The organism is Streptococcus sp. CCH8-H5, from assembly GCF_001556505.1.
Classification (GTDB): Bacteria; Bacillota; Bacilli; order Lactobacillales; family Streptococcaceae; genus Streptococcus.
In genome coordinates this window covers 1-211 of sequence record NZ_LSIZ01000071.1, presented here as the reverse complement: position 1 = coordinate 211, position 211 = coordinate 1, and the positions used below count along the sequence as shown (strand labels likewise).

Genomic DNA, 211 nt, shown 5'->3' with positions numbered 1-211 from the left:
CAACAGGTAAACAAGGTCAAACCCAAACAGGTAAGCCTGAATTTACTGAAGGTGATAGTCGTGTACCAATGAACGATGACGTTCCAGCTACTTTCGACGATGGTTCAACTACGAAGACAGTTGATGGAGTTGGTACATACACAGTAGCAGCTGACGGAACAGTAACCTTTGTTCCTGAGAAATCATTCACAGGTAAAGCGCCGGCCGTAAC

The 211-nt window shown here is 45.5% G+C and carries 1 protein-coding gene; it reads left to right on the top strand.

The genetic code is table 11. The features are described 5' to 3' along the window. The coding region (locus tag AX663_RS04790; RefSeq protein ID WP_156430763.1) for a hypothetical protein at positions 1 to 211 on the top strand (211 nt) is incomplete at both ends.